This window comes from Paenarthrobacter sp. MSM-2-10-13, from assembly GCF_011605365.1.
In the GTDB taxonomy this organism is placed as follows: Bacteria; Actinomycetota; Actinomycetes; order Actinomycetales; family Micrococcaceae; genus Arthrobacter.
In genome coordinates, this window is record NZ_JAAOXO010000002.1 from 137833 (window position 1) to 153609 (window position 15777).

Here is a 15777-nt window from a genome sequence, read left to right on the forward strand (position 1 = left end):
CTGTGTTGTGCTGTTGACTGGGTGCATGAGGGCCATATGGAAGGGATCTATCGCGTTCGGTCTGGTCAACGTACCAGTGAAGCTCTACAGTGCCACGGAGGATCACGATATTGGCCTGCACCAAGTCCACAATAAGGACGGCGGGCGTATTCGGTACCAACGGAAATGCGAAATTTGCGGCGATGTTGTTGCGTACGAGGACATTGATAAGGCTTACGAAGAAGAAGGCCGCACCGTGGTCCTTACGTCTGCGGAATTGAAGTCGTTGCCGGAGGAGAACAGCCGCGAAATTGAGGTGGTGGAATTTATCCCCGCCGAGCAGCTGGACCCCATCATGTATGAGCGCAGCTATTTCCTGGAGCCGGACTCCAAATCGCCCAAAGCGTACATGCTGCTCAGGCAGACGTTGGAGGACACTGACAGAATCGCAATTGTCCAGTACGCCCTGAGGCAGAAGACCCGTCTGGGGGCACTGCGGGTGCGTGGGGACGTGCTGTTGCTCCAGGCTCTCCTGTGGGGCGATGAGGTCCGCGAGGCCAAGTTCCCGTCACTGGAGACGGACATCAAGATCTCGGACAAGGAACTGGAGATGTCCTCCGCCTTGGTGGAATCCATGGCGCACGACTTTGACCCCGACGAATACACCGATGACTACCAAGCGCAGCTCCGAACATTGATCGAGGCCAAGTTGGAGAAGGGCGAGGCCCTGGACACCGAGGCAACCTTTGGCGTGGTGGAAGGTGAGGGCGAGGGCGGCGACGTCATCGACCTCATGGAAGCCCTCAAGCGCAGCCTGGACAAGAAGCGCGGCAAGGAAAAAGCGGACGACGACGCTGCTGCCGCCAGCAAAACTGCCAGCAAACCAAAGGCGCGGGCCAAGAAGAAGGCTTAGGTCGTGTTGCCTTCGCCTAGGGGTTAGGCGCCGGTTTCGTAGTGCGGTTCCGCCACCGGTTTGGACTCGGGTGAACCACGTTCACGGAGGTACACGGAGGCTCCTACCAGGACGGCGACAGCGAGGAACTCACTTTGCCAGTTCTGGAAGGACTCAAACCAGAACTGGCTGGAAGCCATGTATTCCCAGGTGGAGACCTCGGGCAGGCCATGGCTGTGCTGTTCCTCGTTGTAGGCGGCTGCGCCACCTACCGCGTGCAATGTGAAGGAGGTCAGAAACAGGAGGCCCAGCAGGCCGGAGAGTGAGTGCTCGTAGACCTTCAGCACCCAGCCGCCGCGCCTTACCGGCCACGGGGTCTTGGGTGACTTCCTGGCATCGCGGGGATCTTCATCCTGGGGTGCTTCCTTGTCCACGGGTTTTGACTCCGAGGAACCCCTCTGGAACAGAAAGACGGTAAGGACCACGTACATGGCCATTTGAAGAAACTCCGATTCCCAGTTTTCAAAGACGGCTTCCCAGAAGCTGCCTGATGTCAGGAAATCCGTGATACCGGTGGCTGGCTGGCCGTGAGCCTGTTGTTCCTCGCTGTAAGTTGCCGCTCCCGAGATGATCATTCCCCCGAGGAAGACGACGAACAGGCCTGCGTTGACCAGCAGCAAGCCGTGGTCCTTGACCCAATGGCGCGCGGGATCTTTGTCCTTGCTGGATGTTCCGGGGTGCTTCATGGGTCTGAGCATCGGGCTCACTCTTCCCTGGGAGTTCCGTTGTCGTCGCTGTTTCGGACTGCTCGACGGTGCAGCCATAGGGGTGTTCCCACCACCAGGAGCAGCAGCACCAGGATGATGAATCCTGCAGCTACAAGTCCGGCCGTCCGGCCGGCGGTGAAGTCGAAAACAAGGGTGGCAGAGCCAACGATCAACAAAGCCACACCAGCCAGCGCCCACTTGGTGACCACATCGGCACTTGAAACCAGGGTGGCCTTGAGCCCCCTGCGGAACAAGCGGCGATGCACGCTGACGGGGAGCACTATCAGCACGGTGGTCACTGCTGCCACCATCACGTTGAAGAGGTAGAGGCTCCGTTGCCAGTCGTCCAGGAGTTCGAAGCGTTCTTGGAAGGGCAGCGTGAGCAGGAAACCGCCAAGGATCTGCACCCCTGTTTGGAGAACCCGTAACTCCTGGATCAGTTCCATCCAGTTCCGGTCCATTCGTTCCTCGGTGGACTCGTTCCTGCCGATCCTGGGGGCCTGCTCCGGTTCTACCATCTGTGCACCTCCGTGTGGTTTTGGTGGACGACGACCCTGCGCGGGACTACGGTCGAACTGTCAGCATTCCTCGATCTTTTTGAACGGGGCCTCATCGGAAATCCAAGGAGGAAGCTATGAGTCAGGACGAACACCGCGTGGACCCGGAAAGCGAGCCCGGCGGCTACGGCACACCCACGCCTGAGCAGGAAATGCCCGGTCAGGGCGGTGAGCGCGAGACGCCGGAACGGCCGGCCCAAGGAGTTCCCGAGGCTCCGGGTGACGAGTTCCCCACACCTTTGGATCCGGATGCGGCCCCACCGCCCTCGGCAACCGGGAGCCGTGGGGAAGAGGCCTAACTACACCGGGGTGTAGGGACGCCGGGGGCGTTGCCCCCGGCGTTCGATCCTCGTTCGGTCTCCTATACCGTGTGTCCCCTGCGACCCGACATGAAGCTCAGCAGCCAGCCGATGGCTGCGATAACGAGGAGGACGACGCCTACCCACAGCAGCCAGTTAAGGGCTTGCGAGAAGCCACCTACAAGAAGGAGAACAATTGCTACTACACCAGCAATGATCAGAAGCGTATTCATGGTCAGCACATTCCTTTCCGCGGGAATCTTTGATGAACCGCCGATTCCCGAGTATGCATTCCGAGTTACTTCGATTTAGTTATGCCGGTACTTGGTTGCGTTCTACGGATCCAAGTGCCTTTTCGTGTACCACTCAGGGGATCTTCGCCCGAAGGGGAAGTTCGCCAGTCGTGAACAGTAACACTCCTCATTGTACTACTAAGCTTCCTTATGAAAGGGTTATTGCAGTCGTCACTTGATGATTGGGCAGTGCTGCAGAAACTGTGCGGCACGTTTTTGGCTCACATGAACGTCTATGAGAGGAACACATGAAAGCGTCACAGCAGCTTGCAGACAACCTTCAGATCGTCTTGACGGACCTTATTGAGCTACAGCTTCAAGGAAAGCAGGCGCACTGGAACATCGTGGGGCCGAACTTCCGCGATCTTCACCTCCAGTTGGACGAGCTGGTAGTGGCTACACGCGAGTTCGCTGACGACACCGCCGAGCGTATGCGAGCCCTCCACGCACTCCCGGATGGCCGCAGTGCCACCATCGCCAAGGGCACGCGCCTGGAGGAATTCCCGGCAGGACTGGTCAACACCAAGAACGCCGTCAAGCTGGTCACCGACCGCGTTGAGCGCGCAGTCCAGACCATGCGCGATGTCCATGACGAAGTGGACGAGGAAGACCCCACAACGGCGGACCTTCTGCACGCTTTCATCTCCCGCCTTGAGCAGCTGGTATGGATGATCAACGCCGAAATCATGAACGCCGGCGCCGCCGTGACAGATCCGGACGAGGCGTAGCGGGAACCCGGCTCCGGCTGTTGCAACCTAGGCAGGCAGGCCGTGCCCAGGCTTAAGCGAAGTGACCTTTCCAAACCCGGCATAGTTCGCCGCAGGGTAGGCAAGGGGTTCAGCTACCGCCACCCTGACGGGAGCTTGGTCAGCAAGGAGGATCGCCAGCGCATCAATGCGCTGGCGATCCCGCCCGCGTGGACCGATGTTTGGATCAGCCCGTTCGAGCATGGGCACATTCTGGCTACTGGTGTGGACGCTGCCGGGCGAAGCCAATACATCTACCATCCGGGTTGGCGGGAGCGGAAGGACACCGAAAAGTTCATCAGGGCCGCAAAGCTGGGCTTGGTCCTGCCTGCGGTACGCCGCAACGTGACCGTGCATCTCCGGGATTCCGACGATCCCCGACAACAGACCCTTGCTGCCGCCGTGCGGTTCATGGACCTCGGTGCGCTCCGCGTCGGTTCCGAGATCTACATGAAGCAGAACGGCTCGTATGGGCTCACGACGCTTCGATGCCGGCACGCCCGCGTGGAAGGGCCGGACGTTTTCCTCAAGTTCCCGGGCAAGAGCGGTCAGTTGTGGGACACCTCCATTCACGATCCCGCCCTTGCCGCGTTCCTGGAACCGCTGGCAGGGCGGCCGGGCAAAGAGCGCCTGCTGGCCTACCAAACCAACGGCTCCTGGGTATCGGTGGACGCGTCCATGATCAACGAATACCTGCGCGGAGTCGCCGGAGAGGCTTACACCTCCAAGGATTTCCGGACATGGAAGGGGACGGCGGCTGCTGCCATGTGCCTCATCAAGTCGGGCCATAAGGGAACTCCCAGGCAGGCCATTGTGCGGGCCATCAAAGAGGCATCGGACCTCTTGGGCAATACGCCTTCGGTGGCGCGCTCGTCCTACGTTGATCCAAGGATTATCGAGGGATACCTGTCCGAGGAGCTCAAGGACGTCAAGCCAACGGAAGCGTCCATTGCTGCCTACTTGAACGAAGAGGCGCCAAAGTAGACCAGACCGCACCAGGGAATTTTATGAGTACACTCGTACTAATAAAATTTTGACGGGTTCATGGCGTCTGGGGGCGTAAATGATTTTGTTGGCAATCGTGGTGTGTGAAGTTGCTTTCTGGGTGGCGATTCTCGGAGGGCTCGCAGCGCGGTATCTGCTGCGTCGCCCACGCCTTGGCGGGGTCTTGCTGATCCTTGCCCCGGTGATCGATGCCATCCTGCTGTGCCTTGTGGCGGTGGATCTGCTCGGCGGGGGCACGGCCTCGTGGCACCACGGACTGGCTGCAATCTACATTGGGATCTCCGTCGCTTACGGCAAGCGCATGGTGGCGTGGGCGGATGCCCACTTCCAGCACCGGTTTGCAGGCGGACCGGCGCCGGAACGGCTCACGGGAAAGCCTTACACCATCAAATGCTGGCGGGATGTGCTGCTCACGGCGTTGGCAGTAGTCATCGCAGCGGCGACACTGGGGGCGATCATTCTCCTCGTCAACGACGCCCAAAGAACCGCAGCCCTCTGGGACTTCTTCCGTATCCTGGGCATCATCTTCGCCATCGACTTCCTGTGGGCCGTGAGCTATACCATCTGGCCGAAGAAGCCCGCCCGCGCCCTGTCACCTACCGCTCTGTAGAGCTGAACCATGCCCCGGAGAAAGAGCTGAACCATGCCCCGGAGAATCGATGCGGAGGCGCGTAGCGCAGCAATTGCGGAAGCTTCCTTGCGTGTCCTTGAACGGGATGGATTGTCGGGCCTTTCGGTGCGCGGGGTGGCGGCAGAAGCGGGTATAGCCGCCGCTTCACTACGACGCGCCTTTGCTACGCAACATGCCTTGCGTGAGTTCTGCCTGCAACTCATTGAAGACCGGGTCACAGCGCGAATGGCTGCACTTGAGTTCTCGGGCCGGGAACTGGTTGATGAATTGCTCCTGCAATTGCTGCCTCTGGACAGGGAACGGCGTCTGGAACTGGTTGCACAGGTCCAGCTCGGCGTCCTTTCACTGAATGACGCTGCGCTTCGTCCCGCAGCGATCAGGCTCAGCGACGGAGTGGAACGCGTATGCCGCGCAGCCGTGCAGATCCTGGCGGAAGGGGGTCAGTTCCATCAGGAGCGGGACCCCGAATATGAAGCTCAGCGGTTGCGTGCGCTCTTGGATGGGATCGCGATGCACGGGCTGTGGAGCGGGGACCTCTTGGAATCGGGTCCCATGCTCCTGGTGCTCGCACGTCATCTCGACGAACTCGCAAACCCTTAGAGAGACGCAAAGAGCCCGGTGCCACCGGTATCCGGGTGGCACCAGGCTCTTTCCGTGTCGCTAAGTGGTTTCCTACTCGGCGTCGTGGTCCGTTTCGAGGATCTTTACCAGGCTGTCCAGCGCGGCGTCTGCGCCTTCCCCTTCGGCGCGGAGCACTACGACGTCGCCGTGGGAGGCGCCCAGGCTCATGAGGGACAGGATGCTGGCGGCGTCCATGGCGTCATCGGCGGGCTCGCCCTGACGTGCGATGGTGACGTCGATGTCCAGGTCACCGGCTGCCTCGGCGAAGATGGCTGCAGGGCGGGCGTGGAGGCCCACGCGGCTTGCGATGGTGGCTGTACGTTCTGGCATTGGTGCTCCTTTTTGTGAAGGGTGGCGGTTAGGTGAGATGGCTTTGTGGGAAGTCTAGACCGTGGGGCCTGGACCGTGGAGAGCCTAGACGCTGACGGTGGCCGGGGCGGCTTCCGCTTCCACCGGCTTCTTGACTGCAAAGCGCTTGAGGGCGATGACCAACAGAGCGGTGATTACCACGCCGACGATGACTGACAGGAAGAACAGCAGGAAGTTATCGATTGCGAAAAACACGAACAGGCCACCGTGGGGAGCCTTGGATGTCACGGCGAAAGCCATTGACAGTGCACCCGTTACTGCACCACCCACCATGCTGGCAGGGATGACGCGCAACGGATCAGCCGCAGCGAAGGGAATCGCACCTTCGGAGATGAAGGACGCTCCGAGGAGCCAAGCAGCCTTGCCGTTTTCGCGCTCCGCCAGGGAGAACAGCTTCTTGTTCAGGACGGTGGCCAGGGCCATCGCGAGGGGAGGAACCATGCCTGCCGCCATGACGGCCGCCATGATCTGCCATGGTGCCTGATTGGCTACGGAAGCAGCTCCCAGTCCGGCGACGGCGAAGGAGTAGGCAACCTTGTTGACGGGGCCGCCCAAGTCGAAGCACATCATGAGGCCCAGGATGATACCCAGAAGGATAGCGCCAGCACCGGTCAGGCTCGAGAGCCCGGAATTGAGGGCGTTGGTCAGGTCCACGATGGGACGCCCGAGGATAATGAACATGAGTCCCGACGCCACGATGGAAGCGACAAGCGGGATAATGACCACGGGCATCAGGCCCCTGAGCCAGCGTGGCACATCCAGCTTGCCGACCTGGTAAGCGACGTACCCGGCCAGCAGGCCGCCAACGATGCCGCCCAGGAAGCCTGCCCCCATGAATCCGGCCACGGCACCGGCTACGAAGCCCGGCGCAATACCTGGCCGGTCTGCGATGGCGTAGGCGATGTAGCCGGCCAACGCGGGCACCAGGAACTGAATGGACAGGTTACCGATCTTGAACAGCACGGCGCCCAAATAAGCACCCAAGGGGCCCCAAGCGTTGTCCGGGAATGCGGTTGGAAGGTTGAAGATGCTGTTCTCAAGGACAATCTTGTCAGCGAAGTCCGTAATGAGGTAACCACCCATCAGGAAGCCCAGAGCCATCAGGAGCCCGCCACCGGCCACGAACGGAATCATGTAGCTGACGCCCGTGAGGAGTGCGCGCTTCAGCTTTTGGCCAATGTGCTCACCCTTTTCCTCCTGGGCGCGCTCAGCCTGCTCTTCGGCACCAAAGTGCGGAACGCGGCGGGCGTGCGGGTCCGTGGCGGCTGCCAGGGCTTCCTCCACCATCTTGGTGGGTTCGTCGATGCCACGCTTGACCGGTGCGTTGATGACCGGCTTCCCGGCGAAGCGTTCCTTGCCGCGTACGTCGACGTCCACGGCGAAGATTACGGCGTCGGCGGCTGCGATGACTGCCGGATCCAGCGGTTTGGCGCCGGAGGAACCCTGCGTCTCTACCTGGAGGTCAACACCCATTTCCTTGGCCGCGGCAACCAGCGAATCTGCAGCCATGTAGGTGTGCGCAATGCCCGTTGGGCACGCGGTGACGGCCACGATGCGCTTGGGTGCGGCAGTCGTCGTCGTGCCGGCGGCGGCGGGTGCGGACTCTGCGGGTGCTGCGGCAGAAGCGGGAGCAGCAGCCGGCTTATCGGCCAGCGCGCCGTCCACGAGGTCAACAATGTCCTGCTCAGTGGCAGCCGCACGCAGCGCTGCCGTGAAGTCCTTTTTGATCAGCGAGCGTGCCAGCTTGGAGAGGAGCTTCAGGTGTTCCTGGTCCGCTCCGTCCGGGGCTGCGATGAAGAAGATGAGGTCAGCGGGACCATCCTTGGCTCCGAAGTCCACCTTGTGGGACAGCCGGGCCATGGCCAAGGCAGGCTCTTGGACGGCGGCTGAGCGGCAGTGCGGGATCGCGATGCCGCCGGGGACGCCGGTTGCGGTCTTCTGCTCGCGGGCGAAGGCGTCGGTAAAGAGCCCTTCGGCCTCGGAGGCGCGGCCGGTTGCGGCAACTTTGCCGGCCAGGACGCGGATGACGTCGGCAGGGGAGTCGCCCAGGTTTTGGTCGAGGGTGACCAATTGGGTTGTGATCAGCTGGGTCACTGTGAGTCCTTCTGGAGGGCCGTGATGGTTACGGCATTGGGGGTTGTCTGGTGGACTGCCGGGACAGTGGAGCCCGGCAGCGAAGCAGCAGCGGCACCATGTGCCACGGCTTGACGAAGGCAGTCCTGCGCGGAGCCGCCTTGGGTTGCAGCCAACAAGTAGCCGGCCAGTGAAGAGTCCCCGGCACCCACCGTGCTGACGGCTTTGATGGGCGGATGCGTGGCGCACCACGCCCCGTCTGCGGTCACCAGGACTGCGCCCTTGGACCCGAGTGTTGCGAGAACGGCGCCCACACCGCTGGCGACGACGGCGGCAGCGGCTTGGGCGGCTTTGGCCGGATCCGCTTCCAGTTCGTCACCTGTGGAGACGTTGGTGAAGCCGGTAGCGGCGGCAAGCTCTGCGAGCTCTTCCGCGTTCGGCTTGAGAAGGTCCGGCTTCCCTGCGGCATCGCCCACCACGGCGGCCGCGAGCGGCGCCCCGGAGGAGTCAATGGCGATGCTTGGGGAGGCCGTTCCGTCCGTGTTCGACCGGAGCCGACGAGCGATGGTGGCGTAGAAATCCGCGGGCACTCCTGGTGGGAGTGATCCCGCGAGAACCACCCAGCTGGCGCCACGCGAGCGTTCCAGCAGCAGCCCGATCAGGGCCTCCTGCTGTTCACCGCTCAGTTCCGGGCCGGGTTCGTTGATCTTGGTGGTGACGCCATCCGGTTCGGTGAGCGTGACATTGCTGCGCAGCACCTGACCGATGGGCAGCGCCGCGAACGGTACACCGCCGTCGTGCAGTCCGGAAAGTACCGGGTCCGAGTCGGCGCCCGGCAGAACGGCCAGGGTGTCCAGGCCGGAGGCCACGAGCGCCCGGGAAACATTGACGCCCTTCCCGCCGGATTCCTGGTGGACAGCGACGGCGCGCTGCACTTCGCCGCGGGCCAAGGCTCCTGGCAGTTCCACCGTGCGGTCCAGGCTGGGGTTGGCGGTCAAAGTGACGATCATGCGACCACCACGTCAACGCCGGCGTCGGCCAAAGCCGCAGCTAGTTCAGCCGAGGGCTGCTGGTCAGTAATCAAGGTGTCAACATCCTTCAGGGTGGCGAACTGGACCAGGGTTTCGGCGTCCAGCTTGGAAGAGTCGGCCAGGGCAACCACGCGCCGGGCTGAGGTGACGAATGCGGCTTTGACCGCGGCCTCCTCGGGATCGGGGGTGCTGAGTCCGAACGTTGCGTGGATACCGTTGGCTCCGACGAATGCGATGTCCGGGCGAAGTTTGTAAGCAGCTTCCACGGTGGACTGCCCGACGGCGGCCTGCGTCAGTCCGCGGACACGGCCGCCAAGGATCTGGAGTGCTATGCCTTGGGTGGACGAGAGCTTGCCGGCGATGGGGATGGCGTGGGTGATGACCACGAGTTCATCGTTTCCGTTGGCCGATGGCGTTTGCTGGGCCAGTAGGTCTGCGAGGGTTTCCGTGGTGGAGCCTGCATCCAGGAGAATGCTTCCCGTGGTGAGCTGGGGGATCAGGGCGAGTGCTGCGTTGGCGATGCGGAGCTTTTCCTCCGGACGCTGTACGGCACGCTCGAGGATGCTCTCCTCGCGGGTGCTGAGGCGGTCCGAAGGGACGGCGCCGCCGTGAACGCGCCTGAGATTGCCGGCGACTTCCAGGGCCGCGAGGTCGCGGCGGATTGTCTCAGTGGTAATGCTGAAACGGTCGGCGAGGTCTGTGACACTCACCCGTCCGCGCTCTGCGACGAGTGCGGAGATCAGATGCTGGCGCTCTTCGGCGAACACTTACCCTCCATTGGTCAAGCTGCTTAGCAGTGCAGCCACATCAGTGACTGCTGTCACAACGATGTGGAATTGCTTGACTCTATCTTTGTTTATGTTGGTAAGTCAATAGAAATCAACATAAACAAAGATTTAGGCAGGGAAGATCTGGCAAAGATCCGGAGGAGCGCGGCGGTCCGGGGCACGAAAAAGGCATGCCGCGCTCCCTGTGGCGCGGCATGCCCTCATTCGGATCCCGACTGGGGGAGTAGCGGGACCCTGTTCGTGGGAGTAAACAGGCGGTGCCTGATGTGCTGATGGGCAGGCCTACGGCAAACGCCCTGCTTCACCCGGCGTTGGGCGTCCTGGCGTGGGCTCTGCCACGGGTGGTGGTCCCGGCTCCGGCAATGGAACCGGCTCGGGCATGGGACCCGTTTCGCGGGTGGGGTCAGGGTGCGAGGGGTACGAGGGGTTTGGTGGCGAACCGCTCATGATCAGGCGCTCCGCCGGTGAGTGGCGTGCTGTGGCCGGAGTCGTCCGGGATCGCCGGAGGGGTATCTGCTCGAGTTCCACCCAGAGCCCGGATAGTCGATGGGAAGATTGTCCGGATCCGGCGGATCAGGGAGGCTGCGCTTACCGGCCTGGCCGGGCTTGCTGCCCGTGGTTTGAGGCTCATTTCGTTGTGATTCTGCGTGCATGCTGTCCCTCTCGGTAGCTCCGGAAATTTTGGTGTAGCTCCTCATGGCCACCCGGCCTCAGTCAGGCATCTCCATGCGGAAGCCGCAATGACACCCGAGAATGCGCGTGTTGATGAGTACCTCATACATCCGTTGCTGCGCGCCCGGCGACAGGACCAAGGGCGATTGGATCCTTCGCAGCTCGCAACTCTTTGTCTTCATCGGTTCCCCGCAGTGCAGGTATTGACCGCCGAACTGCAGGACGCCTTGAGGGGCACCCGGACGGTTCAGGACTGCTGCAACGCGCCGAACGGAAGCAACGTGCTCATACGAGTACCTACAAACATGGCACTCATACGCAACGTCCACCATGTTGGGTGCCGGCGGATAGTGGGACTGGATGGAGTTCACCAGAAGATGCTGATCTGTATTGCAGCGCGAGCACCAGAGGGGTTCATCGGGTGGCGGATGTGCTTCGTCCGGGACTCTGGACGCTGGCTGAGCCGGCATGGGTTTGTACCTCTGCATCAAAAAGTGAGGGACGCCCGTCTGCATGAGCTCAATAGCCTGGGCCCGTGATCCGGACCATGTGTCGATTGTGCACATAGGTGCACCGCAGATGCAAGGATTCTGTTTTCCGTTGTCCAAAGGGTGACGAGTTGGTGTGAGGCGAACGTAAAATAAGGCATGGACGAAATGAGCGTGGATTTTGCGGTGCCTGATGCTGTCTCTGCGCCCGACGATACTTCGGTGCCTGAGCAGCTGCAGGATCTGGTGATAGACAGCGAAGATGTGGGCGGGTTCCTGCATGAGCTCGCGGTCTTTTCGGCATCCGCGGTGTCACAGGCCGTGGGCTTGGACGTGCTCTGCGGCATCACCCTCAGCCGTCGCCATCGCACCGCCACAGTGGCGGGAAGCAACCACGAGGCCAGGCTGATCGATGAGGTTCAGCAGGCGTACGGTGATGGTCCGTGCCTGGAGGCCATGCGCAGCCGCGTAACGCAGCATGTTGCTGACACCTCCACGGAACAGAGATGGTCCGAGTACTGCTCAGTCATTGCCGAGCGGGGACATCTGTCCGCTCTCTGCGTTCCCTTGGAACTGGATGAGGGTGCAACGGCGGCGCTTAACTTCTTCGCGCCGCAGGCCAACGCCTTCGATGAAGCAACCATCCGGAATTGCGAACTCTATGCAAGCCAGGCCGAGCGATCGCTGAGACTGGCCGTCCGGATTGGCGTCAAGCAGCAGCACGCTGAGGACCTCCAGGATGCCATGCGGACGCGAACGGTGATCGACTTGGCAAGTGGAATCATCATGGGCCAAAACCGCTGCACGCAGGAGGAAGCGTTCCAGATCCTGAAGAAAGCGTCCAGCACCCGCAACCAGAAGCTGCGGGACGTCGCGGAATCCCTCGTCAAGAGTGTGGCCAGGGAAGCTCCCGTGGCCCATTTCGAGGCCTAGGGCGCTCCCGCTAGCGGATTGGCAGCAGTCTCATCTCTTGTGACGGCTGCCACTGGTGAACTACATTCATACATGGGTTAAGCAGATAGCCCTTGGAGCCTCATAGGGAACCATCCAGGATGGTCCAAAAACTGCACCCTTTAGCCGTGGCCCCTTTCGGCCGGCTCACAGCGTGCCTCCATGCAGGCTCCTTGAAGGAGCATAAGGAGAATGGCAATGACGCTTGGATCCCCGATTCCCGCCCCGCAGCCTGCAAGCCGACGGGCACCTGCAACAGTTGATACCGGAGCACGCCCGTGGTGCACCGTTTGCAATACTGATTCCTACGTTTTCGTAGAGACGGTTGTGGAAGCAACACCGAATCAGTCGGAGATCGTCGAAGTCAGCTACACCTGTAGCGAATGCGATACGTTCTACGCCCACGCAGTCCGCCTGGACGCGCTGGTTCCCGCCATCCAAAGTGAATTTCTTTCCACTTCAGCAGCCGGGCTCTGGTTCAGCTGCACCCACTGCGGCGATCCCATGACCCTGGGGCGCCCCGCGGAGCGCGTCATTGAGGCGCCCCGGACCACTGACGATCCGGAGAGCCCCAGCCTGCTTGAGGTGTACCTGCAAACGCAGGTGCTCCATTGCCGTTGCGGTTTTCAAATGGAGGTTCCGCGCCACGTTGGCTAACCGCCGTCTCTAAAAAACTAACGGTTGGGAGGGGGGTTATGCGTACCTTTGGCGTCGAAGAAGAATTGCTGATCGCAGATCCTGAGGACGGGTTGCCCTTGGCTCTGGCCTCCGGACTCCTGGATGTGGCCGCCCCCTCCCACGCGGAATGGGATGCCGGCGGTGGGCCGTCGCTGAAGTCCGAGTTCAAGCAGGAACAGATTGAGGTTAACTCGCTCCCGTGCCGGACCGCCCAGGAGTTGCGGGCTCAAATCCGTTCAGGGCGGGCGTTGGCCGACTCTGCAGCCCGGGCGGTGGGAGCACGCGTTGCTGCGCTGGCCACGCCTCCGGTGTTTCACGCGACCCCCACCACCGGAAACCAGCGCTACGCCACCATGGGCAAGGAATTCGGCCTGATTTCCCGCGAGCAACTCACCTGCGGCTTCCACATCCACGTGTCCATCGAGTCGCCGGACGAGGGCGTAGCCGTGCTGGACCGGATGCGGCACTGGCTGCCGGTCCTCCTGGCCCTCAGCGCGAATTCACCCTACTGGATGGGTGCTGACACGGGGTTCGCCAGTTACCGCACGCAGATCTGGAACAGGTGGCCCACCGCAGGTCCCATGGATGTTTTCGGCTCAGCTGCCGGATACCGGGCGGTACTTGCGGAACTGCTGGGCACAGGAGTTCCGCTGGACGAGGGAATGATCTATTTCGACGCGCGCCTGTCCAGAGGGCACCCCACCGTGGAACTCCGGATCGCCGATGTCTGCCTCTACGCCGAGGATGCGCTCACTATCGCGCTCCTCGCCCGTGCCTTGGTGGAAACGTCGGCGGGCGAATGGCGCAAGGGCGGACCGCCGTCGAGCACTTTGACTCCGGTGATCCGCATGGCCAACTGGAAAGCCAGCCGTTTTGGCGTCAACAACCAGCTGCTGCATCCGCTGGAGCAGGCCCCTTATGCTGCCGCGGACGTGGCGGGTGCCCTGCTTCGGCACATCCGTGGCGCCCTGACGGCATCCGGGGACCTGGCGCTCGCGCGGACAGGGGTGGCGAACATCCTCCGGCGCGGGACCGGCGAACGGCTGCAGCGACAGGCCTACGGCCAGCGGCGGCGACTGTCCGACGTCGTCTCCGCCGCCATTGCCTCTACCCACAATTACGATGAGCGATCCGACGCCGGCCTCTTGAGTCGCTAAGAAGTACGACGACGGCGGAGGTCACCTCGAGCGCTGGAGACGCCCCACCGGGGTGACCTCCCGCCGTCGCGCTTGATGATCAGCCCTGGTTGATGCGGATCATGTTGCCGGAAGGGTCACGGAAAGCGCAGTCGCGGGGACCCCATGGCTGGTCGATCGGTTCCTGAAGTACTTCGGCGCCGGATGCACGAAGCTTTTCGAAGGTGGCGTCAAGATCATCGGTGGTGAAAACCAGCATGGGCATAACGCCCTTGGTAAGCAGCTCCTGGATGGCGTCGCCGTCCGCCTGTGAGCGGCCGGCGTGCGGCGGGGAAAGGACCAGTTCAAGATCAGGCTGGGCGTCGCTGCCGAGCGTGACCCAGCGCTGACCGTCCGAGCCGACGTCGTTCCGGACCTCGAAACCGAGGGCATCCCGGTAGAAGGCAAGGGACTCATCAACATCGTTGACAGTGACGTGTGCGTATTTCAATGAAATGTTCATGAATCACACGCTATGGCAGCTACGATGCGGGCGCTTCTTCAATCCTGCTCATGTTCTTGCTGCCGCTTCTTTCAGGACGCGTGTGCTGCTTGGCAATACAGCTGGGCATGGCCTTGACGGCATGGTGCTCACGGGCACGGTATTCACTGGGGTTCATGCCGACGATCTCGGTGAAGCGCGTGCTGAAGGAGCCCAGCGATGTACAACCGACTTCCATGCAGGCGTCGGTGACCGAAGTTCCCGCCCGGAGCAGGGCCATGGCCCGTTCGATCCGTCTGGTCATGAGGTAGTTGTACGGCGATTCTCCGTAGGTGGCCTTGAACTGGCGGGAGAAATGCGCGGGGGACATCAGGGCGCCGGCGGCCATGGTGGGCACGTCCAGGGGACGCGCGTATTCGCGGTCAATGAAGTCGCGGGCGCGCCGCAGATGGGCCAGGTTGGCCAGTTCCTGCGGAGTCATGGGCACAGTCTACGGAGTCATGGGCACGGTCCACTAGGCTCGTGCCCATGGAATCAGTGGTGTGGTCAAAGCCCGGGAACCAGCGCAAGGGCACGCCTTTGCTGGTGATGATGCACGGTTATGGGACCAGCGAGCAGCGGATGGTAAACCTCTTTCCGAACCTCCCCGGCGAGTTCACCTGCGCAGCGCTGCGGGGCCCCAAGGTCATCGGCGACGATTATGGCTGGTTCCTGCTTGACTACTTCCTCACCAACGACTTCGCGGATGTTATGGCGTCCACCAATGCGGTGTTCAACTGGATCAATTCGGTCAAGGACAATCACAGCAGCGTCAGCCTGCTGGGCTATTCGCAGGGCATGGCCATGGCCAGCACCCTCCTCCGCCTGCGGCCCAGCGCTTTTAAGGCAACCGTCGGCCTGTCCGGGTTCGTGCTGGACAACGATCTCCTGGCCTTGAGTGAGTCCTTCGATGTTCCGCCTCCGTTCTTCTGGGGGCGGGATAAGGCCGATCCCGTGATCAATGAGGATGCCATAGCCCACACCGAGGAGTGGCTGAACGCCAATGTAGCCCTGACGGCCCGCACCTACCCCGGGATGGGGCACAGGATCGAACCGCCGGAACTGGTGGATGTGAGCGCGTTCCTGAAGTACTACGTTCTGGACGGCGACAAGTAACGGGCGCGAGCCCCGCATGAGGGCCGGGACACCGGATTAGAAGGCATGAAGCCTCCGGAATCAAGCTTCCGGTGAGATTCGCGTCACAATTTCGCATTCGAGCGCACTCTATTGAATGACAAAATTGTAAGCGCTTACACTTTTGGCTGGTGACCCGGCTCGGGG

Annotated in this window: 20 protein-coding genes; 10 read left to right on the forward strand and 10 right to left on the reverse strand. The window is 61.9% G+C overall.

Going from position 1 to position 15777, the window contains the following annotated elements; translation table 11 throughout:
- Positions 1-25 precede the first annotated feature (25 nt).
- Entirely contained in the window at positions 26-892 is an 867-nt protein-coding gene (locus HAV21_RS06365; RefSeq protein WP_166841101.1) for a Ku protein, read from the forward strand.
- Positions 893-915: 23 nt separating this feature from the next.
- Here HAV21_RS06365 and HAV21_RS06370 read toward each other — a convergent pair whose 3' ends face one another.
- Both HAV21_RS06370 and HAV21_RS06375 read right to left on the reverse strand, forming a co-directional pair.
- Positions 916-1617, reverse strand: a complete 702-nt coding sequence (locus tag HAV21_RS06370; RefSeq protein WP_243753152.1) for a DUF6766 family protein — start codon at positions 1615-1617, stop codon at positions 916-918.
- A gap of 17 nt (positions 1618-1634) precedes the next feature.
- Entirely contained in the window at positions 1635-2156 is a 522-nt protein-coding gene (locus HAV21_RS06375) for a DUF6328 family protein (RefSeq protein ID WP_142937035.1), read from the reverse strand.
- Between the two features lie 116 nt (positions 2157-2272).
- Here HAV21_RS06375 and HAV21_RS06380 point away from each other — a divergent pair, with 116 nt between their 5' ends.
- Positions 2273-2494 carry a hypothetical protein gene (locus tag HAV21_RS06380; protein ID WP_166841104.1) on the forward strand — a complete coding sequence of 74 codons (222 nt, stop codon included), beginning with the start codon at positions 2273-2275 and terminating at the stop codon, positions 2492-2494.
- A 62-nt stretch (positions 2495-2556) separates the two neighbouring features.
- Here the strand turns inward: HAV21_RS06380 and HAV21_RS06385 are convergent, their stop codons facing one another.
- The gene (locus tag HAV21_RS06385; RefSeq protein WP_018778938.1) at positions 2557-2727 is read right to left on the reverse strand and encodes a hypothetical protein; all 171 of its coding nucleotides are present in this window, start codon (positions 2725-2727) and stop codon (positions 2557-2559) included.
- Between the two features lie 308 nt (positions 2728-3035).
- On the opposite strand from HAV21_RS06385, the gene HAV21_RS06390 reads away from it, so the two are divergent.
- The 4 genes from HAV21_RS06390 (at position 3036) to HAV21_RS06405 (ending at position 5769) form a co-directional block, all read left to right on the forward strand.
- A complete protein-coding gene (locus HAV21_RS06390; protein WP_024819119.1) occupies positions 3036-3515 on the forward strand; it encodes a DNA starvation/stationary phase protection protein in 480 nt (159 codons plus the stop codon).
- A gap of 42 nt (positions 3516-3557) precedes the next feature.
- Positions 3558-4517 carry a DNA topoisomerase IB gene (locus tag HAV21_RS06395; protein WP_166841106.1) on the forward strand — a complete coding sequence of 320 codons (960 nt, stop codon included), beginning with the start codon at positions 3558-3560 and terminating at the stop codon, positions 4515-4517.
- A gap of 79 nt (positions 4518-4596) precedes the next feature.
- Positions 4597-5148 (forward strand): hypothetical protein, encoded by a 552-nt coding sequence (locus HAV21_RS06400; protein ID WP_166841107.1) that lies wholly within the window; start codon positions 4597-4599, stop codon positions 5146-5148.
- Between the two features lie 33 nt (positions 5149-5181).
- Positions 5182-5769, forward strand: coding sequence for a TetR family transcriptional regulator C-terminal domain-containing protein (locus HAV21_RS06405; protein ID WP_166841108.1), 588 nt, complete (start codon positions 5182-5184; stop codon positions 5767-5769).
- A gap of 72 nt (positions 5770-5841) precedes the next feature.
- Here the strand turns inward: HAV21_RS06405 and HAV21_RS06410 are convergent, their stop codons facing one another.
- The 5 genes from HAV21_RS06410 to HAV21_RS06430 form a co-directional block, all read right to left on the reverse strand.
- Entirely contained in the window at positions 5842-6120 is a 279-nt protein-coding gene (locus tag HAV21_RS06410; protein ID WP_024819123.1) for an HPr family phosphocarrier protein, read from the reverse strand.
- An 84-nt stretch (positions 6121-6204) separates the two neighbouring features.
- Positions 6205-8253 (reverse strand): fructose-specific PTS transporter subunit EIIC, encoded by a 2049-nt coding sequence (locus HAV21_RS06415; RefSeq protein WP_166841109.1) that lies wholly within the window; start codon positions 8251-8253, stop codon positions 6205-6207.
- Positions 8250-9242, reverse strand: coding sequence for a hexose kinase (locus HAV21_RS06420; protein WP_166841110.1), 993 nt, complete (start codon positions 9240-9242; stop codon positions 8250-8252). The genes HAV21_RS06415 and HAV21_RS06420 overlap by 4 nt, the downstream gene beginning before the upstream one ends.
- Positions 9239-10030 (reverse strand): DeoR/GlpR family DNA-binding transcription regulator, encoded by a 792-nt coding sequence (locus tag HAV21_RS06425; protein ID WP_142937027.1) that lies wholly within the window; start codon positions 10028-10030, stop codon positions 9239-9241. Before HAV21_RS06425 ends, HAV21_RS06420 begins: the two co-directional genes overlap by 4 nt.
- 424 nt (positions 10031-10454) lie before the next feature.
- Positions 10455-10682, reverse strand: coding sequence for a hypothetical protein (locus HAV21_RS06430; RefSeq protein ID WP_142937026.1), 228 nt, complete (start codon positions 10680-10682; stop codon positions 10455-10457).
- Between the two features lie 688 nt (positions 10683-11370).
- On the opposite strand from HAV21_RS06430, the gene HAV21_RS06435 reads away from it, so the two are divergent.
- From HAV21_RS06435 to HAV21_RS06445, 3 genes are all read left to right on the forward strand, one after another.
- On the forward strand, positions 11371-12144 hold the full coding sequence (locus HAV21_RS06435; protein WP_166841111.1) for a GAF and ANTAR domain-containing protein: 774 nt from the start codon (positions 11371-11373) through the stop codon (positions 12142-12144).
- Between the two features lie 216 nt (positions 12145-12360).
- On the forward strand, positions 12361-12819 hold the full coding sequence (locus HAV21_RS06440; RefSeq protein ID WP_142937024.1) for a hypothetical protein: 459 nt from the start codon (positions 12361-12363) through the stop codon (positions 12817-12819).
- A gap of 38 nt (positions 12820-12857) precedes the next feature.
- A complete protein-coding gene (locus HAV21_RS06445; protein ID WP_142937023.1) occupies positions 12858-13997 on the forward strand; it encodes a glutamate--cysteine ligase in 1140 nt (379 codons plus the stop codon).
- A 79-nt stretch (positions 13998-14076) separates the two neighbouring features.
- On the opposite strand, the gene HAV21_RS06450 is transcribed toward HAV21_RS06445, so the two are convergent.
- Complete coding sequence (locus HAV21_RS06450) at positions 14077-14478, reverse strand: VOC family protein (RefSeq protein WP_142937022.1); 402 nt, start codon at positions 14476-14478, stop codon at positions 14077-14079.
- 19 nt (positions 14479-14497) lie between these two features.
- Positions 14498-14938: a helix-turn-helix transcriptional regulator gene (locus tag HAV21_RS06455; RefSeq protein WP_166841112.1), complete on the reverse strand. Its 441-nt coding sequence runs from the start codon at positions 14936-14938 to the stop codon at positions 14498-14500.
- Positions 14939-14985: 47 nt separating this feature from the next.
- Here HAV21_RS06455 and HAV21_RS06460 point away from each other — a divergent pair, with 47 nt between their 5' ends.
- Positions 14986-15612, forward strand: coding sequence for a dienelactone hydrolase family protein (locus HAV21_RS06460; protein WP_166841113.1), 627 nt, complete (start codon positions 14986-14988; stop codon positions 15610-15612).
- Positions 15613-15777: the final 165 nt, after the last annotated feature.

Bases quoted from the DNA above. Each gene is read 5' to 3' on its own strand.
- HAV21_RS06450 (WP_142937022.1), bottom strand. From the start codon at position 14,478: ATGAACATTTCATTGAAATACGCACACGTCACTGTCAACGATGTTGAT.
- HAV21_RS06410 (WP_024819123.1), bottom strand. From the start codon at position 6,120: ATGCCAGAACGTACAGCCACCATCGCAAGCCGCGTGGGCCTCCACGCC.
- HAV21_RS06455 (WP_166841112.1), bottom strand. From the start codon at position 14,938: ATGACTCCGCAGGAACTGGCCAACCTGGCCCATCTGCGGCGCGCCCGC.
- HAV21_RS06405 (WP_166841108.1), top strand. From the start codon at position 5,182: ATGCCCCGGAGAATCGATGCGGAGGCGCGTAGCGCAGCAATTGCGGAA.
- HAV21_RS06400 (WP_166841107.1), top strand. From the start codon at position 4,597: ATGATTTTGTTGGCAATCGTGGTGTGTGAAGTTGCTTTCTGGGTGGCG.
- HAV21_RS06375 (WP_142937035.1), bottom strand. From the start codon at position 2,156: ATGGTAGAACCGGAGCAGGCCCCCAGGATCGGCAGGAACGAGTCCACC.
- HAV21_RS06420 (WP_166841110.1), bottom strand. From the start codon at position 9,242: ATGATCGTCACTTTGACCGCCAACCCCAGCCTGGACCGCACGGTGGAA.
- HAV21_RS06435 (WP_166841111.1), top strand. From the start codon at position 11,371: ATGGACGAAATGAGCGTGGATTTTGCGGTGCCTGATGCTGTCTCTGCG.
- HAV21_RS06385 (WP_018778938.1), bottom strand. From the start codon at position 2,727: ATGAATACGCTTCTGATCATTGCTGGTGTAGTAGCAATTGTTCTCCTT.
- HAV21_RS06440 (WP_142937024.1), top strand. From the start codon at position 12,361: ATGACGCTTGGATCCCCGATTCCCGCCCCGCAGCCTGCAAGCCGACGG.
- HAV21_RS06430 (WP_142937026.1), bottom strand. From the start codon at position 10,682: ATGAGCCTCAAACCACGGGCAGCAAGCCCGGCCAGGCCGGTAAGCGCA.
- HAV21_RS06370 (WP_243753152.1), bottom strand. From the start codon at position 1,617: ATGAAGCACCCCGGAACATCCAGCAAGGACAAAGATCCCGCGCGCCAT.
- HAV21_RS06460 (WP_166841113.1), top strand. From the start codon at position 14,986: ATGGAATCAGTGGTGTGGTCAAAGCCCGGGAACCAGCGCAAGGGCACG.
- HAV21_RS06365 (WP_166841101.1), top strand. From the start codon at position 26: ATGAGGGCCATATGGAAGGGATCTATCGCGTTCGGTCTGGTCAACGTA.
- HAV21_RS06380 (WP_166841104.1), top strand. From the start codon at position 2,273: ATGAGTCAGGACGAACACCGCGTGGACCCGGAAAGCGAGCCCGGCGGC.
- HAV21_RS06390 (WP_024819119.1), top strand. From the start codon at position 3,036: ATGAAAGCGTCACAGCAGCTTGCAGACAACCTTCAGATCGTCTTGACG.
- HAV21_RS06445 (WP_142937023.1), top strand. From the start codon at position 12,858: ATGCGTACCTTTGGCGTCGAAGAAGAATTGCTGATCGCAGATCCTGAG.